The sequence below is a fragment of the Moorena sp. SIO4G3 genome (genome assembly GCF_010692305.1).
Classification (GTDB): domain Bacteria; phylum Cyanobacteriota; class Cyanobacteriia; order Cyanobacteriales; family Coleofasciculaceae; genus Moorena; species Moorena producens_A.
The window spans coordinates 1-20,163 of the sequence record NZ_JAAHIG010000141.1 but is presented as its reverse complement, the minus strand read 5'-3'; the positions used below and the strand labels follow the sequence as shown (position 1 = coordinate 20,163).

The 20,163-nt window shown below is 44.6% G+C and carries 18 protein-coding genes; 9 read left to right on the top strand and 9 right to left on the bottom strand.

All coding sequences use genetic code 11. The features are described 5' to 3' along the window. The coding region (locus F6J99_RS23015) for a filamentous hemagglutinin N-terminal domain-containing protein (protein WP_293115651.1) at positions 1-2,526 on the bottom strand (2,526 nt) is incomplete at its 3' end. 820 nt (positions 2,527-3,346) lie between these two features. Here F6J99_RS23015 and mnmE point away from each other — a divergent pair. After that, complete coding sequence (mnmE, locus tag F6J99_RS23010; RefSeq protein WP_293115649.1) at positions 3,347-4,726, top strand: tRNA uridine-5-carboxymethylaminomethyl(34) synthesis GTPase MnmE; 1,380 nt, start codon at positions 3,347-3,349, stop codon at positions 4,724-4,726. A 53-nt stretch (positions 4,727-4,779) separates the two neighbouring features. Continuing rightward, positions 4,780-4,983: a hypothetical protein gene (locus F6J99_RS23005; RefSeq protein WP_293115647.1), complete on the top strand. Its 204-nt coding sequence runs from the start codon at positions 4,780-4,782 to the stop codon at positions 4,981-4,983. Here F6J99_RS23005 and F6J99_RS23000 read toward each other — a convergent pair. Continuing rightward, a complete protein-coding gene (locus tag F6J99_RS23000) occupies positions 4,965-5,129 on the bottom strand; it encodes a hypothetical protein (RefSeq protein WP_293115645.1) in 165 nt (54 codons plus the stop codon). The two genes, F6J99_RS23005 and F6J99_RS23000, sit on opposite strands and share 19 nt — an antisense overlap. Before the next feature lie 1,050 nt (positions 5,130-6,179). On the opposite strand from F6J99_RS23000, the gene F6J99_RS22995 reads away from it, so the two are divergent. The 3 genes from F6J99_RS22995 (at position 6,180) to F6J99_RS22985 (ending at position 9,538) form a co-directional block, all read left to right on the top strand. Continuing rightward, positions 6,180-6,926: a TauD/TfdA family dioxygenase gene (locus F6J99_RS22995; protein ID WP_293115643.1), complete on the top strand. Its 747-nt coding sequence runs from the start codon at positions 6,180-6,182 to the stop codon at positions 6,924-6,926. A 353-nt stretch (positions 6,927-7,279) separates the two neighbouring features. After that, positions 7,280-8,572 (top strand): diaminobutyrate--2-oxoglutarate transaminase, encoded by a 1,293-nt coding sequence (gene ectB / locus F6J99_RS22990; protein ID WP_293115641.1) that lies wholly within the window; start codon positions 7,280-7,282, stop codon positions 8,570-8,572. A 6-nt stretch (positions 8,573-8,578) separates the two neighbouring features. Beyond that, a complete protein-coding gene (locus F6J99_RS22985; RefSeq protein WP_293115639.1) occupies positions 8,579-9,538 on the top strand; it encodes a glutamate cyclase domain-containing protein in 960 nt (319 codons plus the stop codon). Here the strand turns inward: F6J99_RS22985 and ectB (F6J99_RS22980) are convergent. Further along, complete coding sequence (ectB, locus tag F6J99_RS22980; RefSeq protein ID WP_293115637.1) at positions 9,530-10,783, bottom strand: diaminobutyrate--2-oxoglutarate transaminase; 1,254 nt, start codon at positions 10,781-10,783, stop codon at positions 9,530-9,532. The two genes, F6J99_RS22985 and ectB (F6J99_RS22980), sit on opposite strands and share 9 nt — an antisense overlap. A 317-nt stretch (positions 10,784-11,100) precedes the next feature. Between ectB (F6J99_RS22980) and F6J99_RS22975 the strand changes: the two genes are divergently transcribed. The 3 genes from F6J99_RS22975 to F6J99_RS22965 all read left to right on the top strand — a co-directional run bounded on the left by F6J99_RS22975 (position 11,101) and on the right by F6J99_RS22965 (position 14,147). Then, positions 11,101-11,919: a class I SAM-dependent methyltransferase gene (locus tag F6J99_RS22975; protein ID WP_293115635.1), complete on the top strand. Its 819-nt coding sequence runs from the start codon at positions 11,101-11,103 to the stop codon at positions 11,917-11,919. A gap of 238 nt (positions 11,920-12,157) precedes the next feature. Beyond that, a complete protein-coding gene (locus F6J99_RS22970; RefSeq protein WP_293115633.1) occupies positions 12,158-13,177 on the top strand; it encodes an ATP-binding cassette domain-containing protein in 1,020 nt (339 codons plus the stop codon). 79 nt (positions 13,178-13,256) lie between these two features. After that, the gene (locus F6J99_RS22965; protein ID WP_293115631.1) at positions 13,257-14,147 is read left to right on the top strand and encodes an ABC transporter permease; all 891 of its coding nucleotides are present in this window, start codon (positions 13,257-13,259) and stop codon (positions 14,145-14,147) included. Between the two features lie 269 nt (positions 14,148-14,416). Here F6J99_RS22965 and F6J99_RS22960 read toward each other — a convergent pair whose 3' ends face one another. Further along, entirely contained in the window at positions 14,417-15,625 is a 1,209-nt protein-coding gene (locus tag F6J99_RS22960; protein WP_293115629.1) for a tetratricopeptide repeat protein, read from the bottom strand. Between the two features lie 269 nt (positions 15,626-15,894). On the opposite strand from F6J99_RS22960, the gene F6J99_RS22955 reads away from it, so the two are divergent. Beyond that, on the top strand, positions 15,895-16,281 hold the full coding sequence (locus tag F6J99_RS22955) for a hypothetical protein (protein WP_293115627.1): 387 nt from the start codon (positions 15,895-15,897) through the stop codon (positions 16,279-16,281). A gap of 147 nt (positions 16,282-16,428) precedes the next feature. Here the strand turns inward: F6J99_RS22955 and F6J99_RS22950 are convergent, their stop codons facing one another. The 5 genes from F6J99_RS22950 to F6J99_RS22930 all read right to left on the bottom strand — a co-directional run. Then, on the bottom strand, positions 16,429-16,773 hold the full coding sequence (locus tag F6J99_RS22950) for a hypothetical protein (RefSeq protein ID WP_293115625.1): 345 nt from the start codon (positions 16,771-16,773) through the stop codon (positions 16,429-16,431). Positions 16,774-16,853: 80 nt separating this feature from the next. Then, on the bottom strand, positions 16,854-17,276 hold the full coding sequence (locus tag F6J99_RS22945; RefSeq protein WP_293115623.1) for a response regulator: 423 nt from the start codon (positions 17,274-17,276) through the stop codon (positions 16,854-16,856). Further along, the gene (locus F6J99_RS22940) at positions 17,266-17,889 is read right to left on the bottom strand and encodes a hypothetical protein (protein WP_293115621.1); all 624 of its coding nucleotides are present in this window, start codon (positions 17,887-17,889) and stop codon (positions 17,266-17,268) included. Before F6J99_RS22940 ends, F6J99_RS22945 begins: the two co-directional genes overlap by 11 nt. A 251-nt stretch (positions 17,890-18,140) precedes the next feature. Then, complete coding sequence (locus F6J99_RS22935; RefSeq protein WP_008179073.1) at positions 18,141-18,521, bottom strand: response regulator; 381 nt, start codon at positions 18,519-18,521, stop codon at positions 18,141-18,143. Then, on the bottom strand, positions 18,511-20,163 hold a 1,653-nt coding region (locus tag F6J99_RS22930; RefSeq protein ID WP_293115619.1), incomplete at its 5' end, for a PAS domain S-box protein. The genes F6J99_RS22930 and F6J99_RS22935, both read right to left, overlap by 11 nt.

Here is a 20,163-nt window from a genome sequence, read left to right as displayed (position 1 = left end):
TGTACCGCTACCAGTGCCACCATCGGTACCTGTACCTGTGCCGGTGCCACCATCGGTACCTGTACCGGTACCGGTGCCACCATCGGTTACTGTACCGCTACCAGTGCCACCATCGGTTACTGTACCGGTATCGGTGCCACCATCGGTTACTGTACCGCTACCAGTGTCACCATCGGTTACTGTACCGCTACCAGTGCCACCATCGGTTACTGTACCGCTACCAGTGTCACCATCGGTTACTGTACCAGTATCGGTGTCACCATCGGTTACTGTACCAGTATCGGTGCCACCATCGGTTACTGTACCAGTATCGGTGCCACCATCGGTTACTGTACCGCTACCAGTGCCACCATCGGTACCTGTACCAGTATCGGTGTCACCATCGGTTCCGGTACCGGTATCGGTGCCACCATCGGTTCCGGTACCAGTACCGCTGCCACCATCGGTTCCGGTACCGGTATCGGTGCCACCATCGGTACCTGTACCTGTACCGCTGCCACCATCGGTTCCGGTACCGGTATCGGTGCCACCATCCGGTAGATTTTCCGGATTAATACTAATCTCTCCTGGTGTACCTCTGAGAGCATCTAACCGTGAGCTAGATGCTATTTGTTCTCGTATTGGTTCTGCATCAGCTTCGCTAGTAATATCAGGAGCGAAGACTATGATATCACCACCATTTCCACCCCTCTGAGCCTGTGTATTGATCTCAATATCATCAAAGTTAACATTGTTTGAATCTGGAACCTTAAAGGTTATGTTACCAGAATCTCCACCGTTTGATGCCTCAGTAATAATTGTAAGAGTCTCACCATTTACCTGAATACTTCCCTGTCTAGTTTCCAAGGTTACATCACCAGAATTACTACCCCCTATTTCTGTTGTCCTGATCGTAGTAACAATCAAACCATCATTATCACGGAATAGAATGTCGTCTTGAGCTGATAAGATTACAGGTCCAGCATCACCCTGATCAGAACTCGTGTCGATATTACCAATAGTGATACTCCCTTCCGATGAATTCTGTTCGAGATTAGAGAATTCTGTGCCCTCTACCGTGACTGATTGATTAGGATCAAAATTAACTGTATTACTCAATTGATCCTCACTCAAACCTGCTCGCAAAATCAGAGAGCGGCGTTGGGTCAAATTCTCAAAATCTGGATCTGAAGTGGGAATCGAGCCAGTGGTATCTGGCTGGGTAATCTTTATATTTCCCCCCTGAATACTTCCGGTAGATTCTACTTTCAGAGAAGCTCCTGTATAATCCCCAAAGATGACATCGCCTCTAGAGATAATAATCGGGTCATAGAAGCTCAGAAAATTACCTGGTTGACCGGATAAATTCAGAATCAAGAAACTACCACCACTGCCAAAGTGAGCATCTCCGGAAATAATCCCATCACTAACTAAACTGAGATTACCGCCACTCTGAAAGGGTGTCTTGGGATGATTCAGTGCCAGAATATCAATGCCTAAATCCCCCTGAATGTAGAGGTCTCCTCCCGCTATAGCATTGAAGGGATTCTCAGGAGTATCCCTTACCATCACTTTATTCTGAGCCAGTAGGTTTAAGTCTCCTGTGGTAGACAGCTGGCTTTCTACTAGAGTCAGGTTATTCTTGGCGGATAGGGTTGCAGTCTCTGCGGTTACTTCCTTCGCCGCTACATCTCCAGACTCCAAAGTGATGCCAGAATCTTTCAAGGTCACAGTACCATCGCCATTATCCTTGAATTCTGTGGCATGAGCTACATCAGTGCCAGTTAAAAGTTCAGGCAATTGCACAGGTGTCAAGGATTGTTGGTCAGTGAGTAAGGGGTGAATTTCCAAATTCAGCAAGTGCCCCTCTTGGGTAATTTTCACTAAACTTTCCCCTGGTACCGCAGCTACGGTAATTTTTCCGTCTTGTGCTGCCAGTTCTCCAGTACTGATCACAGTGCCAGCGAGTAAGGTTAGGTTATTTCCTGGTGTCACCTCTAGCTGGCCCTGATTGATAATGGCTCCTGGTGTACCTAATGTCTCGAACCTAAACACACTAGGTGTTCCAATTAAAGAAAAGTAGTCGTTATTACCCAAGGCACTAAACCAATTATTATCACCAAAGCCAATACCTGTAGCTGTGGTAGCCGTGAATGCTCCTGGGATGTTCAGCTGGGCATCGGCACCAAAAATTATCCCCGCTGGGTTCATTAAAAACAGGTTGGCGTTGCTCCCTGTGACTTGCATGAGACCGTTAATCACTGAAGCGTTCCCACCTGTAACCCGATTGAGAATGTTTTTTATACCGGGTTGAGACAAAAAATTAACAATTTGGTCTTGGTCTAAACCAAACTCCTGAAAGCTGTGAAATAGATTAGAGCCATCACCTGATCGAGTACCTCCCTCAATGTCAAAGCGATTACCATCTTGGATAACTTCCGTGTCAGTAGTGCCATCGCTTTGAATCGGCTGTGCTATTGTCGGTATAACCCAAAGAAGTCCTGCCCACACATAGAGAACGCTCAGAGATTGACTAATTCTGCTCACAGCTAATTTCATCTGGCTTATTGGTAAAATCTTTATGATTCGGTTATATTAATCGGTTTTAAGTTTAAATTAAAATTGCTGGATAATTAATAAACTTAATCGAATCTTTTTTTATATAAATAAAAATTTTATTATCTTGATAAATTGGCATTGATATTCATTAAATACTTCACATTTACCCTGGTATCTTTATAAAAAAAATACAAACAAAAATATAGTTAGTGGTAAAATCATCCTTCTAGTTTAACCGTGAAATAAATAATGTCAAATCTGGATTGATTATTATCAAATTACCAAATATTATCGTTTTAAAAACTGATCTATTAGTGTTATAATTAATGCCAATGTCAGGAATCAGCAATGAGCTATAAGCAATCAGCAATCAGGAATCAGCAATCAGCAATCAGCAATCAGCAATCAGCAATCAGCAATCAGCAATCAGCAATCAGCCAAAGGCCTGTGGCCAAGCTACACCGAACAGCTTTTGAATAAAATTAAGCTGACGGCACCTCAAGTAGCGATGCAGCGCGGTCTTGGGGGTTTCCCCCATGAGCGACTGCATCAAGACAGCGTGAGCTTTTAGCTCACGGCTGACGGCTGACGGCTGATCACTGACCACTGACCGCTGACCGCTCTGGTTAATCACTTGCCAAATAGTGCCTGGATTTTTCGGTTATGCTAATAGGTGATGGGTAATCGTCAACAGGGGTTTCTAGCCTAATCAGGTACAGAGCATTTTTTCCCGACTCCCGACTCCCAACTCCCGACTCCTCTACCACCAAAAGGGATATGATAATTAGTCAAGGGAATTTGATCTGAGATGTTCGAGAGTGAAACGATTGCTGCGATCGCAACAGCAGTTGTCCCCCAACAAGGGAGTATCGGTATAGTGCGACTGTCAGGAAGGGATGCGATCGCAATTGCCCGTACTGTTTTCCAGGCACCGGGGCGTCAGGCTTGGGAGAGTCACCGGATTCTCTACGGCTATGTGCGCCATCCCAAAACCCAACAGCTAGTGGATGAGGCATTGCTGCTGATTATGCAAGCTCCCCGTTCCTACACTCGTGAAGATGTGGTAGAATTCCATTGCCACGGTGGGATCATGCCTGTACAAAAAGTGTTGCAATTGTGCCTAGAACAAGGAGCGAGATTAGCACAGCCAGGAGAATTTACCCTGCGGGCATTTTTGAATGGGCGTTTGGATTTGACTCAGGCAGAAAGTGTTGCGGACTTAGTGGGGTCTCGCTCGCCAGCAGCCGTTCAAGCCGCCCTAGCTGGGTTGCAAGGCAAGCTTGCCACACCCATTCGGGAAGCCAGAGCTACTTGCCTGGATATTTTGGCAGAAATTGAGGCTCGAATTGATTTTGAGGAGGATTTACCGCCCCTTGATCAAGGCGCAATTGTAGCTCAACTTAACAATATCTTAACAGAAGTATCCCGACTATTAGCCACAGCGGATCAGGGTGAGCTATTGCGCACCGGTTTAAAAGTGGTAATCCTTGGGCGACCCAATGTCGGAAAATCGAGTTTATTGAATGCCTGGAGTCGATGCGATCGCGCTATTGTCACTGACCTTCCTGGTACCACTCGGGATGTGGTAGAATCCCAGTTAGTGGTTGGGGGAATCCCGGTACAGGTACTCGATACAGCAGGAATTCGGGAAACCGCTGACCAAGTCGAGAAAATTGGAGTAGAGCGATCGCGTAGTGCAGCCATGGCGGCTGACTTGGTATTACTGGTGATTGAAGCAACCACTGGCTGGAGTGCAGGAGACCAGGAAATTTACCAACAGGTGCAAGAACGTCCGGTAATTCTAGTGATTAACAAAACTGACCTAGCCAGTGAATCTACTGAATCTACCGTATGCTATCCTAATACTATAGAGCGGGTAGTGAAGACAGCTGCTGCCTACAATCAAGGGATTGATGCTCTGGAGAAGGCAATTCTTGACGCAGTAAATCGTGGCAACCTGCAAGCCGCTGATTTAGATTTAGCGATTAACCAACGACAAGCTGCTGCGTTGACACGGGCGAAAATGTCTCTTGAGCAAGTGCAAGAAACTATTGCCCAAGAGTTACCCTTAGATTTTTGGACGATTGATTTGCGTGGAGCAATTCAAGCCTTGGGAGAAATTACAGGAGAGGAAGTAACCGAATCAGTACTTGACCGCATTTTCAGCCGTTTCTGTATTGGGAAGTAAGATCAAGTTAGGTTGAATACCCATAATTAGAGGAAGTGTGGGGAGATGGGGAGATGGGGAGATGGGGAGATGGGGAGATGGGGAGATGGGGAGATGGGGAGATGGGGAGATGGGGAGATGGGGAGATGGGGGAGGTTTTTATTAAGCGATGCAGCGCGGTCTTGGGAAGGCAGCGCCGACCTGTGGGGGTTCCCCCGGAGACGAAACCTGATTACGTTGAGCCTTTATGGTTGGTAGGCTATGCAGAAAAGGGGTAAAACTTATTGATTAGCGTGATTTGCGCGGTCTTGGGAAGGCAGCGCCGCCAAAGGGGGTTCCCCCCATGAGCGACTGCCGTGGTTTCCCCCACTCGCGCAAAGCATGGCTGACAAGGCGAGCCTGTCTTACGGTAACTTCTAACCATGAGCGACTGCCGTGGTTTCCCCCACTCGCGCAAAGCATGGCTGACAGGGTAATTATCCTGACATGATATAATAGCTGATTCGTAAACTCGCACTAAACCTTGTAGGATAAGGCTTGCGCTCAAATAGAACAATTGAACTATTTAATACCCAAAAAACAATCATAGCAAGGCTTTCAGACTTCTTAAGATTTACTTTACGAATCAGCTCTAAGATCCGTTTGTTTGATTACTTATCTTATTTCTGGGCTAGGAAAGGATACAGGTGAATAATGGGTAATCGGCAAAAGGCAATTATCCATTATTCACTATTTTTTACCTCTTCCCTCTGACCAGCTCGGAAGCTCCCAGCTCTGAAGCTCCCTAAAAACCTCACCCAAATAAGAATTGCTCTAAAACTTAGAGACTATTTATAAAGTAAATCTTAAGAAATATCGAGTACTGAATATGCGTGGTTTAAGGCGGACAGCTCTCGCTACAAGTGAGCTTTTAAAGTATTCGCCGCCTATCTCACCCTACGCAATAATTTAAGCTTTATTTAACTTTAACTCACCTTAACCTTTATTTAACAAAAAGTCTCTTAGAGACTGAATGTAGAAGCTTTTCTTAAATCCTGAAAGCTTGACTGTGACTATATCCCCCCTTAATAAACTGTTACACACTTAACTGGCTAGCTGGCGTAGATAGTAGATGGGGAGAGGGTTTTGAAGTTTTTTGTTAATTGGAAAATAGGCAATTTAAGCGATGCAGCAAGGGAACAAGTGCTTTTCCCCATGAGCGACGGCATCAAGAAAATGCACAGCAGCTTAAGAGGGAAACTTTGAACAGATGAAAGTCTTCTATCGCATAAATGGCAAAGCATCTGGTTGATCAATACTTTTAACTATCATAAATCCATTGTAATTACTTATTAATTAATTTTTTTTTTATAGTTGTTACTATAGATACTATATTAGTATGTGTGTTTTGTTTAAAAAATGTAAACAAGTAACCAGTATTGAATTTATTTCGGCTAGAATAAATTCTCGTCAGCCTTATCAAAAAGGATTTTTGATGTTAACCTATCAGGCGAGTAATTTGCCAAAATCTGATAAATCAATTAATGATTATCAGAACTTACTGGAGCAAAACCACTTTATTTATGTGGAAACTGAAGATCCCAATTTTGACTGGATCGAATTTTCAAAATTGGTCACAGGTGGTGAGTTAATCCTGCAATATGGGCAACCGATATTCTATGTCAGATATCAACCAGAATTGATGAAATTTTCCGATGCCAGAGGTGAAAGGCGTTTGCTTCCTCATACGGAAGCCAGCGATTATCAAACCCCACCGAACTATCTCGTGCTTTGGTGCAAAAAGCCTTCTGATTGTGGTGGTGGGATGACCACATTGGCTTATGTGGAAGGATTCCTGAAGACTCTTACGGAAGAAGAAAAGAAAAAACTCATGGAGACTCGACACCATTTTGGTGCCACGAGGGGAGTCCACGCCAACCGCACTAAGGGAGCAATTCATCCGCTCCTCTCATTTGAGGGTAAGAAGCCTGTTTTCCGCTTTTCTTGTAACTATATTAAATACGGTGACTACAGCCCCGATCCAGAGAACCTAAAGCCCTTTACTCCCGACCCGTTTTTGGGAGAAATTGCCGACCGATTTCTAGCATATTACGAGGAAAATCACATGGCTATTCGGATGGAGCAATACTCATTGTTGCTTTGGGACAACAAATGTATAGCACATGCAAGAACCACCTATAGCGATCCCACTCGAGAACTACAACGCATTTTCTTACGCTAACTGTCAGCCTTATTGCCTAAGTGTTAGCTAACTCATGTAGCTGACTCATGTAGCTGGCTAATGTAGCTGGCTAATGTAGCTGACTAATGAGATCCTGGCGATTCCTACACGCTTGATTTGGTGAGTTGATGAAAGGATAAATGGGTGAGGGGGTAAGTAGGAATCGCCACAACGTTGAAAGGTATAGCGCTACGGGCAATGGCATTGGCATGCTAGCAAGAGGCAAAAGTTGACGTGCATTAGCTTTTCAGCTTTTATCAATGTCAAACACCTTAATGGGTAGTACTATAAGTAGCAAAACTTTCAGGTAGCTTGCGGAAAACATCACGTAGAAAACTAATGAGGATAATCTGATGAGAATCTTCAATCAATTGGAATCCAATGTGCGAAGCTACTGCCGTTTATTTCCCACGGTGTTTAAGAAAGCACAAGGAGCTGTTCTAGAAGATAAAGAAGGTATCAAGTACATTGACTTTCTCAGTGGAGTGGGTACGCTCAATTACGGACATAACAACCCACAACTCAAAGAACGACTGCTCAGTTATCTCGATTCAGACGGTATTGTCCATGGTCTCGATTTAGCAACCGTAGCGAAAGAGGAGTTTCTCGAAGCTTTTGAAGCCATTATCCTCAAACCCAGGCAATTAAATTACAAAGTTCAGTTTCCTGGACCAACAGGAACCAATGCTGTGGAGGCAGCTCTAAAACTGACCCGCAACATAACGGGACGGGAAACGGTCATTGCCTTTTCCAATGGCTATCATGGGGTAACCCTAGGTTCCTTAGCAACAACTGCCAACATTTCACAGCGAGACGCTGCAGGACTCACCACCACAGGCGTAACTTTTATACCCTATGATGGGTACTTGGGTTCGGATATTGATACTACAGAGTACCTAGACAAAGTCCTTTCCGACAGAGGTAGTGGAGTAGCGCTTCCAGCAGCAGTGATTGTAGAAACCATTCAGGGAGCAGGTGGGGTCAATGTAGCCAGCTTTGAGTGGTTGCGATCGCTTGAAACAGTCTGTCGTAAACATGATGTGCTTTTAGTTGTAGACGACATCCAAGTGGGATGTGGACGGACTGGTTCCTTTTTCAGCTTTGAAGAAGTAGGTATTTCCCCTGACATTGTTACTATCTCCAAATCCTTGAGTGGTTTCGGTCTTCCTTTCTCATTGGTACTGATCAAACCAGAATTAGACCAGTGGAAACCAGGTCAACACAGTGGCACCTTCAGAGGACCTAACCTAGCCTTTGTTACCGCCAAAGCAGCCTTGGAAATCTATTGGCAAGATGAGAGTCTTTCAGCCTCTGTTAGACAAAAAGGAACTATAATGCAGCTCCGATTGGAGCAGATCGCAAAAAATAACTGGGAGGCCGGTTTTTCTGTTAGGGGCAGGGGCATGATTCAGGGCTTAGACTGCAAAGATGGGAACCTAGCTAATAAAATCATCCGGACAGCCTTTGCTAATGGGCTAATCATGGAAACAGCTGGCGCACAGGGGCAGGTGATTCGATGTCTCCCGCCTTTAACAATTTCTGAAGAAGTCTTAGAGAAAGGGCTAGACCTCCTCGAAAATAGTGTCAACCAAGTCATCCAGGAGACAGTCTCTAAAAAGTTAGTTGATTTAGGAGCATCTGTTTAATTGCTTATGACTGCTGCATTTGGAAATTCTCCAGAAGTCTTAACCCGGATAGAAAAAATTGAAAACATCTGTGGAAGGGACATAGGTAATGGTATAGAGCCCCTTGTGGAGGCTGCCAAGGGGGGGCTGCTTGGTGCAGCTCGTTCGATTGCCGAACATCCATCCCCCCATGTGGCTATTATTACAGGCTTTTTTATTCCCCACGGCACTCCTCCGGCAGCGGAAAATGATGGCCCCATCGGTTGCGCTCACCTAGCAGCGGGATTACTTAGAGTTGGAATCCCTGTCCGTCTGGTTACGGATCCTTTATGCCTTAATGCTGTCAAGGTTGCTGCTCGGGCAGCAGGAATACCTGCTCAAATTCCTTTTGATGTAGTTCCTGTCGATGCAGGGAGTGCAGAAGATCCCTCCGTTTCTTCTATTGTGAATTTATGGAAAAGTGCCGAACCACCAGTTTCCCATGTTATCTCCATTGAAAGAGCAGGCCCGAGTTACGATGGTACTGTCCGAAATATAAATGGGGATGATATAACTGTTCATACTGCTCCTTTACATTTCCTATTTACCCTCAGTGAAATCATCTCCATCGGCATTGGTGATTTGGGCAATGAACTTGGTATGGGAACACTCTCTCAAGAGCTAATTGCCAAAACCATCAAGCATGGAGAACGAATCGCCTGTTATATTCCTTGCCATCACCCGATCGTTTGCGGTGTATCAAATTGGGGAGGAATGGGGTTACTCACTGCTCTTGCTTTACTCCGACCGGACTTAAAATCTAAGTTAACTGAGGGATTAACCTTAGAGACCGATAAACAGATTTTGACAACTCTGGTTAATGAGGGAGCAGCCATAGATGGAGATACCGGATTGCAAGCTCTGACAATTGAGACTTTACCCTGGGAATATCATGGCAAAGTGTTGGCAGAAATTTTAGAAGCCGCCGGTTTGACAAACTCAGTTTGAGAGAGCAGCTCCAATGCTTTCCTCCAAAATATCTAGCCCTTGGGTCAAAGTGTCGGAATCAATCGTTAATGTAGACTGAAGATTAATCACTTCTTTGTTCACTCCCATGGGTTCAAAGATTAAACCCCGCTTGAAAGCTTCATTACTAACTTTTTTAGCCAGACCCTTTTGTTCACAGGCGATTCCTTGAATCAAACCAAGTCCTCGATGTTCGCCGCCGACTTCTGGATAACGAGCGATCATGTCTTTGAGTCGCTTCTTCATTACCTCACCTTTGTCCGCGATTTCCTTTTCGAAAGCATCCGTCTCCCAGTACTCGTCGAGAGCAGCTGTGGCAGTCACAAAGCCTAGATTGTTCCCTCGGAAAGTACCACTGTGTTCCCCTGGTTTCCAACAGTCTAAATCAGGTCGAATTAGCACCACAGCCATCGGGTTTCCATAGGCGCTTAAAGATTTAGCCAGACAAACTAAATCAGGTTTTAACCCTGCCCGCTCAAAGCTAAAGAAAGGGCCAGTTCGACCACATCCCACTTTGATATCATCAACAATTAGCAAAATTTCTCGCTCTTGAGTGATCTGGGCAAGGCGTTGAAGCCAAGGAACACTAGCAACATTAATCCCGCCCTCAGATTGAACGGTTTCTAGGATAACTGCTGCTGGTTTTTCCTGATTTAGGCTCAGGTCATCAACCAGTTTTTCTAAGTAATCAAGACTGTCGTCTTTGGTGCCATTTTTATCCTCAAACGGAACCGTTAAGACATTACCGAGGGGAATACCCGCAGCCTTTTGATAGGTCGGATTAGGGGTAACAGCTAGGGCACCTAAAGTATGACCGTGGTAGCCTTTGGTAAAACAAATGACTGTTTTTCGACCAGTCACTTTACGGGCTAGCTTCAAAGCAGCCTCGGCAGAATTGGTTCCCGTAGGACCGGTAAACATAACTTTATAGTTTAGTCCTCGCGGTATTAAGATTACTTCCTCGAAACGTTCTAGAAACTGCTGCTTAGCAGAGGTGAACATATCGAGGCTGTGGGTGATAGCATCTGACTCAATGTATTCCAGGAGACGCTTTTTGAGCTTGGGATTATTATGTCCATAGTTGAGGGCACCAGCACCTGCCAAGAAATCTATATAAGTACGCCCACTCTCATCTATCAAGGTATCTCCCACTGCCTTGGTAAAGACTGTTGGAAACAATCGACAGTAGCTTCGGACTTCTGACTCAAGCTTGGTAAAAATGTTCATATGCTAAACCTGCCTATTGTTGTATTTTCAAGTAGGTGAGACAATTGTGTGTGGTGTACAAAACGCGAAGCGATTCCATTTGCTTAACTTTACTTTACGAACACCGTAACCTAGAAAACTATATACTATTTAGGGTGACTATAGCAATAGTAAAGTTATTAATAAAAACCAAAATTTTTATTCCATGCACTTGCTTAAGCCAGAACTGGTATATCCTGATTAAAGAGCAAGTTTAACAATTCAAATAGGATAGCTATAGTCTAAATTTTGATCAGTCTCATAAACCAACAACAGCAGGGAATTAACTGGAATTAACTATGCAAAAAAGTAGATTTACCGAAGCTCAGACCGAGGCATTGTTTGATGATCGTGAACGAGACCAACGTTTCCGCAGTTTCTGGGATCCAGAAGGCAGTCTCCACTGGGGTTATTTCGAAAACTTAGCCAAGGCTCGGCCTGAGGACTTTGTGCCAGCCTGCAAGCGCTGGGATGAATATATGCTGGCACAGAGCGGTATTACTGCCGACTCCCGGGTACTAGAAGTTGCTTGTGGAAATGGCAACGCTGCCGTTTGGCTGGCTCAGCAAACGGGATGTGAGGTAGTAGGAATCGATATTAGTAGCAGTTATATCGAGAATGCTCGAGCTAAGGCTAGTAATTTCCCCTCTTTGCGGGTGAGCTTCCAAAAGGAATCAGCCACTAACCTACCTTTCCCAGATGGCTCCTTTACCCATGCCTGGAGTCAAGGCGCTCTTTACCACATCCACGAGCTTGATAAAGCTCTGGCGGAGGTTCACCGTGTCCTAGGGGTAGGAGGCATCTTCCTGTTTGATGACTTGGTAACACCAATTGAGGAAGTCAGTGAGGCAGCCCGCAAGTACGTTTACAACCGACTGCTGTTTGAGCCGACATTTAGCCCCGAAGTCTATGCAGAAAAACTCACTCAGATCGGATTTAACGTTTTGCAGATAAAGGACTTGAGCCAACACCTGAAAAAGAGTTACGAATTGGTGTCCGAGCTGGCTCGGGAGGGCTATCCGGATTTGAGCGCTGCCTTTAAGAAAACTCAGGAGGCAATTGCCGCTGGTGAATTAGGCTGGTGCTTTTGCCTCTGTGAAAAGGTTAGTGATGACTAATCCGTGACAAATTAAGACAGCTACGCCATAGCTTGAGTGTAGATTAAGTGTAGCTTGAGTGTATGCGATTGACATTGGCCTAAAGGCCAAACGCGAACGCTCCAGGGGCTGGGCTATATATCCCATCACTCCTCAGCAGTTTTGCCTAAAAACACTATATCTTACCCCTAACCAGGCCAAGGGGCTACAATAAAAATTGTTGAGATTTGTGTATCCCTGACCGGCATAGGGAAAGCTTATGGCTGCCGCTGTATTAATCCAGAACCTCCAAAAACGCTATGGAGATGTCCACGCCGTCAAAGACATCTCCTTACAAGTCGAACCGGGTCAAATTTTTGGCTTACTCGGTCCTAATGGTGCCGGTAAAACCACCACCATTCGTTGTCTATGCACGCTCACGGCACCGGACGCTGGAAAAATTGAGGTATCTGGCATTTCAGTACTACACAATCCTAGGGCAGCACGCCGCCGCCTAGGCTATGTAGCCCAAGAAGTTGCCTTAGATAAGGTACTCACTGGTCAAGAACTACTCCAATTGCAAGCCGACCTCTATCACCTCCCCAAAGCAGTTGCCAAACAACGCATCAATAAACTGCTTGACATTTTGCAGCTCAAGGAGTATGCCAATAAAAAAACTGGCATTTACTCCGGTGGTCTACGTCGGCGGCTGGACTTAGCCGCTGGCTTACTCCACCAACCCGATGTTTTAGTACTAGACGAACCCACCGTAGGTCTTGACATTGAGAGTAGATTCGTGGTTTGGGAACTGTTGCAAAAGCTGCGAGACTCAGGAACCACATTACTAATCACCAGCCACTACCTCGAAGAAATAGATGCATTAGCTGACCAAGTGGCAATTATTGACAAAGGGTTGATCATAGCTGAGGGGACACCATCCCAGTTAAAGGATAGTGTTGGAGGCGATCGCATTACCCTGCGTATCCGGGAATTCTCCCCCATTGAAGAAGCCAAGGAAGCCAAAGATATGCTGCAGTCTCTGCCCTTTGTGCGAGAGGTGATTATTAACAGCAATCAGGGGAATTCCCTTAACCTTGTGGTTAAACCCCAAAGCAATGCCTTAATGATCATTCAGCAAGCCTTAAAAGACGCTAGTTTACCGACCTTTGGGATTGCTCAGTCGCGACCTAGCCTAGATGATGTCTACCTAGCTGCCACAGGTAAAACCCTGATGGATGCTGAACTGGCTCAGGCTGGGAAACGGGATCTCAAGGCAGAGCGGAAACAAAATATGGCCTAAAGGAGACATAGGGCAGTGGTTAGTGGACAGTAAATAAAGATTGCTCCAACTATTTTAGGAATCTATGGCACGAATGAATATGAGTAAAACCCTTACCCCTCCTAAATCCGACCTTAACTGGCAACCAGACTTTACTGCACCAATCCCAGTCAATGATACTCCTGGTGTAAGTGAATTTATCCAAGAAACCCTAGCCCTAACCAAACGCCTGTTTATTCAGCTGCAACGGCGACCTTCTACCTTAATGGCTGGTATTATCCAGCCCCTAATGTGGCTAATCCTATTTGGGGCATTATTCCAAAACGCTCCTCAAGGGATTTTTGGTGAGAGTTTGAGCTATGGCAAATTCCTCGGTGCAGGTGTGATTGTGTTTACCGCCTTTGCTGGAGCACTCAATGCTGGCTTACCGATCATGTTTGACCGGGAATTTGGTTTCCTCAACCGCTTACTAGTAGCTCCGTTAGTATCTCGCTTCTCTATTGTTGCAGCCTCAGCCATATATATTATCGCTCTGAGTTTGCTGCAAACTGTGGCAATTGTCACCGCTAATTCCTTTTTAGGAGCCGGTTTACCCAACCTAGCCGGTCTGGTGATGATTGCCTTGATTGTGTTCTTGCTGGTGGTGGGAGTCACAGCTCTCAGTCTCGGACTAGCATTTGCCCTACCCGGTCACATTGAACTAATTGCAGTCATTTTTGTTACCAACTTACCCCTACTGTTTGCCAGCACAGCCCTTGCTCCTCTGACCTTCATGCCAAAATGGTTACAGGTAGTAGCCAGTCTCAACCCCCTCAGCTATGCCATTGAACCAATTCGCTATCTCTATCTTGACAATGACTGGTCTGTTGGTAGTATTGTGATGCAGGCTCCCTGGGCATCCATTACCTTTGGCCAATCCCTGTTGATATTGCTTGGTTTTAGCACAGTGGTATTACTCGCAATTTCTCCACTGCTTAGCCGCCGGTTGTAATTATCAGAGTGGGAGAGTTTGAGAGGGAAAATTCATCCCCGTCCTCTTAGGTCGGGGATGAATTTTCCCTCTCAAATAGTGTTAATATAAAAAGAAAGGGTCTCAAAAAAAACTGGGTATTGACCCTACTCAGCTACCCTCGGTGCGCGGGAAAGTTACGCCCATGGAGATAACAACCAACGGTGGTTGTGCCTGGGAATCCCCATTCCTCTTAGGATGGGGAGGTTCAATCTTCCTAGGGACTTAGCCCTAGGCCGGTGTTACCCTTGCTAGCCGGGCGCTGGCAGATGGGGAGATGGGGAGATGGGGAGATGGGGAGATGGGGAGATGGGGAGATGGGGAGATGGGGAGATGGGGAGAACCCGACCCTCCCCTGCTGGATCACCAATTTCTTGTGCGATCGCTAGGGCTTGCTGATAAGAATTTATCGCCTGAGGATACAGACCAATACTCGAATAAACACCACCAATCTGATTGAGAGTATTACTTTCACTGATCGGATTATTAATATCTTGATAAATGGCTAAAGCTTGCTGATAGGATGCTAACGCTTGGGGATAGTGATTCAGGCGTTCGTAAATGATACCAATACTGCTAAGAGTCAGTACAATACCTGCTTTATTGTCTATATCCCGATAAATTGCTAAAGCCTGTTGCAAAAAAGATAAGGCTTTCGAGTACTGTCCTAAACCTTCATAAACACCGCCAATATTAATGATCGTCTTCGCTTCACTAGCTGGATGACCGATTTTTTTATGAATCGCTAACGCTTGTTGATAATAGTCGAAAGCTTGGTAATATCGACTACGATTATAGTAAACTCCACCAATAGTATCAAGACCATTAGCTTCCCTGGCGGTATTGTTAATTTCAGTAGCAATAGTTAAAGCTTGCTGGTAGGATTTCAAAGCTTGATCATACTCTCTGAGATTTTCATAAACGGTGCCAAGGTTGTTCAGAGTATAACTAACACTATCGTGATCTCCTAACTCTTTAATAATAGCCAAGGCTTGTTGATGATACCCTAGCGTCTGTGTATAGTCACCAGTCTGGCTAGCAATAAATCCTAAATTATTATAAACTCGTCCAATGCTTGCTCGATTACCGATTTCTCTAGCAATCACCAATGCTTTTTGATAGAAATCCCTGGCTGAAGAATACTCACCAATACTGTAGTAAACTCCAGCAATATTATTAAGGGTGCGTCCTTGATAGGTGGCTACCGCTTCACGAAACTGTCCCTGACGAAATTGTTGGATACCTTGTTGAAAGAGTTGGTTAGCAATAGAAGTTTTGCGGACGCGAAACCTGACACCACTGCGCCAATCCTGTTTCCGAATGCTGGGAAAATCTTGTGCAACAGCGTTGTCAAGTTGTACGAATACTGATGGGGGATTTACATCCAACGCTACTCCCATAATTAGTAACAATTCTAGGAGAGTTTTAAACCGAGTGATATCATAAATACCTGGAGGCATAGGCACAGCCTTACCCCAACTATTTATAGCTAGTAAAGTATAACAAATTACTATACTAAGTCTAGCAATAATCTAGTAGTTTAGTTGATAGCTTTTTGTTGAGGGTTGAGGGTTGAGGGTTGAGGGTTGACTATTGACAGGGTCGCGTCAACGATCCAAAATAAACCTGTAACAATTGTGCAGGTTAACTGTGCAGGTTAACTCAGGTTAACTATATATAACTCTATAGCAGAATACCAGCGAGATTTATCCATTGAGGGGGGATTCCTATGACGATCAGCAACCAATCTGTTTTTACTGTAGCTGTATTAAGTGTAGCCCTTGGCATTACTACAGCGTTACTGCACGGGTCCGCTACTGCCCAAAGTATAGGTACTATTCGAGCGGATGAAAATTTTAATAATCCTAACGAGCAAGACACGTTTGGGGGGTTTGGAGACAGTGGTTTCAACGCTTTTGATTTAATCCATAATGCCCAATTGGGTACAGTTGACATCAATCAGTTCGTTGAGGGACAGTCTCAGAGACTAGATGATGCGGCTTCTGAGTTTCGGCGTTTACAGTTGGAACGGTTGCGCAATCCCCAAGTAGTATCTCCAGAAAACCAATATCCACAAAACCAGCCTGCTACATCTGGGGTTAGCGAAAGTTACTGATAATCTTATAAAGTTTGGATCAGCTTTGGATCACGATTGATATCAAATTCCGTTAATCACTTGCTTTACAGGTTATCCCATGGATGGCAAACGCAGTTCTCAATTGGGTATTGAGAACTGCTATTTTAGCATATAAACTTTGGGAAATCAAGCTAAGGAATCAGAGGAGATAGACCTTGAAGTAAAGGTTTGGGGCATCGGGAAATTATCCCAGTGCAAGATATGATAGATTCCTGTGTGAATCCAGTTTTCTAAATACAGCTTCTGCTCTGAGGATAACTGCTGTAATTCTTGGCTTTTTGATGATGGTTCACTATTGTCTATGGCTTGGTAATGATTCGGAATTCTGCTCAGGACATAAGTAATTAAATCCTGGCGTATGTTAGACTGGGAAAACAGGTCTTGATAGGGAGACTCCGGATAAGTTGCTAAGACGTTTTCAATTTCTTGAATCACTATCGGTGTAGTTACGTGAACAAGGGTTTTACCCATCGTTTACACTCCTTTTGCCAACCAGTTTATTATTCTCAACCGGTTGAGTAATTAATATATAGCGTGTTTGAAGCCCTGTTTTAAGTCAAGGGAAGTATTCTTAACTGCTGATTAATTGCTGCTAACAGTTCCCGACTATCTATAGGTTTGGTGAGATAATCGTTGGCTCCCAGTTGCTTAGCTCGAGCATAGCCATCCTGATTGGAATCACTGCTTAGAAATATAAACGGTGTTTTCGCTGTCTTTAACCTATCCCGTAATATTTTGATAAGCTCATACCCATCAATTGATGGTATATTAATTTCACAAATAATTAAATCAGGTCGGACAATTTTAGCTAAATTTAACCCGAGCCAACCATCGTCTGCAGTAAGGACATTAAAGCCCTCTAATTCTAGTAAATCGGAAAAATTTGAGCGCAACAGTTTATCATTTTCAATTAATAAAATTGTTTTGTTCATCGCTCCAGGCTTTATAAATTCATGATCAAGATTAATCCCCAACTTGCAGAATCTGTTCTAGCAAGAGGCGATCGCTACTTGAGCTACCGAACCATAACTGATCTTTTGCCAGAGTACTGAGATATAACCGACCATTAGGTTCAATGCTAAAATCTTGACCCAACACTAAGCCTTGCTCCTGAAGCGTCTTAATGGCGAGAGCCATCGCTACTGCCACTAAGTCAAGTTCGGGCATCAAATAATCGGGATGACGCAATAGCCAGTGAGAAGCATCAAGGTTAATCTCTGGTAGTCGATAAACTGCTGCGAGTAAGACTTGCTCGATATAAGTGGGACTGGGTAAAACAGTGAGAAAGTCTTTAAGAGATTTGATAAATGTTGAGTCTTGACTCTGAAACACATCCAGAGCTAATGCGATGTATGACTCATAGTCCTGGGCTTGGCTGGTACCCATATCTCGTTCTTTGGTCAAGGGCAAACTCTTGATACCCAGGACAACTGGTGTGAAGGTTTGTCTCCTCTGGTGCTCTGGGTCGTGAGGATAAGCTAAATCGATCGTGGGACTGATCGTGGGACTCAGGGATAATTGATCCAAAGGAGTGGCGCTGGAAGAATTACTGGAACTGCTACTCTTGTTTGAAAAAATGATACCCATACCCCGAAGTTGAACCCAAGATCTATTTAACTTACCTACAAATAGAAATTAGGGCGCAAATGTGAAGATATTGTGATTCGGTAGGGTGCTAACTTAGGGGTAATCGGTAAGATGTCAAAGGTGAGTGCTATGGAATCAAAGTACCTCACCCAATTGAGAACTGCTATATCAGCAATTAATCCTAATCAAGTTCCTTATTAATTATTTGCTGCGGGGTTGGGAATTTTAATAAAACCTAGCACTCCGATCGCTCAATCGAGCCAATTCAGAATTCCTTGGATTTCTTCGACCAATTCCATAGGTTTAAACGGCTTGGTAATAACTCCAGTTACCCCCAAATCTAGAAACTGCTTTTGCTCGCTGCTCCTAGCTTTAGCGGTTAGCAAAATTGTTGGGATATCCGCCGTTACTGCATTAGCTTGTAACTGTCGAAAGGTAGCCGGTCCATCCAGCTCGGGCATCATTACATCTAGCAGAATAGCATCAGGCTGATCTGCCTCAGCCTTAGCTAATCCCTCTTTACCAGAAGCAGCTGTCAACACTTCCCACCCTGCTGCTGCTTCTAGAGAAAATTGGATGATTTCTCGAACCCCATCATCATCATCAATCACTAAAATGCGCTTAGTTGTCATGCTTCTCACCTTCTTCTGCTGCTGTTTGTTTTGGTAAAGTAAAATAAAAACTGCTACCTTCACCAACAGTACTCTCAACCCAGATTTTGCCTCCGTGCTGCTCCACTATATTACGACAAATCGCTAACCCTAAACCGGTACCTCCTTTTTTACGGGCATCGGAGGCATCAACCTGTTGAAAACGCCCGAATATGCTTTCAAGTTTGTCAGCAGGAATTCCCCTGCCTTGGTCTTTAACGGTAAATAAGATCGTTGGACTGTTTGGGTCAGGGGGTGAGGTGGTTTCTAGTTCCTCTGGCTGTTGCAGTTCCACTGTTAACCATAGGCTAGAACCTCTGTCGGAAAATTTAATCCCATTGCTTAGTAAATTGGTTATGACTTGAATAATGCGATCGCTATCAGCCTCGAATTCAATCTCAGATTCAATCCCTTGGGGCGAGACTTCCAATTTAATTCCAGCTCGATTAGCCATCACCTGCACCTGATCAACAGCTTTAACCATCAACTCAGCTGCATTTACGGGCTGCTTCGACAGACGGATCTTACCAGATTCGAGACGTTCGAGTTCCAAAATATCGTTAACTAGTCGCACTAAACGCTCAGCACTGTCAGCGGCAATGCCAATCACACGCTGTCCTCGTTCAGACTGAGGTTGAATTAGACCAGTTGATAATAGGTTCAAGGCACCATGAATTGAGGTTAGGGGGGTACGGAGTTCGTGGCTAACCACGGAGGTGAATTCATCTTTCATCCGTTCAATAGCGTAGCGCTCGGTAATATCTTCCCCAATACTCATGGTGCCAATTGCCTCTCCCTGGACATTTTGGAGTAGGGTATTATTCCAAGCAATAATTTTTTCTTGCTTTGAATTAGTTAGAATCGAGTGCTGATAGTGGGATTGAAAGTCTGGCTCTAGGATGTCCTGGAAGTAGTGCTTTACTAACTTTTGCTGGGAATTGGGCAGGAAGTTTTCAAACCAGTCCTTGCCTAAAACTTCTGCTTCTGTGTACTTAGTCAATTCTAGGAAAAAGGGATTGACATACTCGACTTTCCCCTGTCGGTCTAGTCCCACCACCACCAGTCGCACATTTTCGAGAAGGCTGCGCCACCGTCGCTCTGATTCCTGTAAACTAGCAATTAATTGGGTCCGTTCTTGTTCAAATCGTTTCCGTGAAGTAATATCTCGCTGCAACACTAAGATATAGCTAATGTTTCCTTCGGTATCATGGACGACTGAGTAGGAGCAGTCTGTGGTAATAATTGTCCCATTTTTGCAGACAAACTCAATTTCTTGACGATGGGTTCCCTGCTCCAGTAAAACTGGAAACTGTTGCTGGCAAATGTTTTGGTATGTGGGGGTAAAAAACTCTTCTAACCGATTACCGATCAATTCTGATTCAGAATAACCTGACTGCTGGATCACAGCCGGGTTCACTTGCTCAATCATGCCCTGAGTATCTAATATATGGATAAAATCTGGGGCAGATTCAAACAACGAGCGGAATCGTTGTTCGCTTTCGAGTAAAGCAGCTGTGCGCTGTTGAACCCTAATTTCTAATTCTCGATTGAGTTGTTGCAATTCTCGATTGAGTTGTTGCAGTTCAGCTTCTTGCTGTTTACGCTTCGTGATATCCGTCGTGAT